The following is a 1,306-nucleotide window of genomic DNA, read 5'->3' on the forward strand; positions in this document are numbered from 1 at the left end:
CCGACCTTGACGCCGGCGGCTTCCAGGGCTTCCTTCTTGGCCTGGGCCGTGCCCGAGGAACCCGACACGATCGCACCCGCATGGCCCATGGTCTTGCCCTCCGGCGCCGTGAACCCGGCAACATAGCCCACCACCGGCTTGGACACGTTGGCCTTGATGAAGTCCGCGGCCCGCTCCTCAGCATCACCGCCGATCTCACCGATCATCACGATCACATCGGTCTCCGGATCGGCCTCGAACGCCTTGAGCGCATCAATGTGGGTGGTCCCGATGATCGGGTCGCCACCGATGCCCACCGCCGAAGAGAAGCCGATGTCACGCAGCTCATACATCATCTGATAGGTCAGCGTGCCCGACTTCGACACCAGGCCGATCCGGCCCGGCTTGGTGATGTCGGAGGGGATGATCCCGGCGTTGGAGGCGCCCGGGGTGATCAGGCCGGGGCAGTTGGGGCCGATGATCCGGGTCCGGTTGCCCTTCTCGCCGGCATAGGCCCAGAAGTAGGCGGTGTCGTGCACCGGGATGCCCTCGGTGATCACGACCGCCAGCCCGATGCCGGCGTCGATGGCCTCCACGACCGCGTCCCGGGAGAACTTCGGCGGAACGAAGATCACCGTCACATCGGCGCCGGTCTGCTCCATGCCCTCGGCCACCGAGCCGAACACCGGCACCGCGGTGCCGTCGAAGTCCACGCTCTGGCCGGCCTTGCGCGGGTTGACCCCGCCCACGACGTTGGTGCCCGAGGCGAGCATGCGGCGGGTGTGCTTGGTGCCCTCAGAGCCGGTCATGCCCTGGACCAGCACCTTGCTGTCCTTGTTCAGGAAAATAGACATCGAGGATCCCCTTACTTGGCCGCGAGCTCGGCGGCCTGCGCGGCAGCGCCGTCCATCGTGTCGACCCGGCGCACCGCGGGATGGGCCCGCTCGTCCAGGATCTGGCGGCCCAGCTCGGCATTGTTGCCGTCCAGGCGCACCACCAGCGGCTTGGACACGTCATCGCCGCGCCCCTGGAGCAGCTCCAGCGCCTGCACGATGCCGTTGGCCACCGCATCGCAGGCCGTGATCCCACCGAAGACGTTGACAAACACGCTCTTCACCGACGGGTCGCCCAGAATGATCTCCAGACCGTTGGCCATCACCTCAGCCGACGCGCCCCCGCCGATGTCCAGGAAGTTCGCCGGCTTCACACCGCCATGCGCCTCCCCGGCATAGGCCACCACGTCCAACGTGGACATGACCAGACCCGCACCATTACCGATAATCCCGACCTCACCGTCAAGCTTGACGTAATTGAGGCCCTTCTCCTT

1 protein-coding gene and 1 pseudogene are annotated in these 1,306 nt (G+C 66.6%); both read right to left on the reverse strand.

Annotated elements, in window-relative coordinates:
* A partial coding sequence (gene sucD, locus ACYVGT_RS28085; RefSeq protein WP_460863872.1) for a succinate--CoA ligase subunit alpha occupies positions 1-833 on the reverse strand: 833 nt, incomplete at its 3' end.
* 11 nt (positions 834-844) lie between these two features.
* Positions 845-1,306: pseudogene (locus ACYVGT_RS28090) on the reverse strand (ADP-forming succinate--CoA ligase subunit beta); the annotation flags it as partial.

This window comes from Nocardiopsis coralliicola (assembly GCF_054779695.1).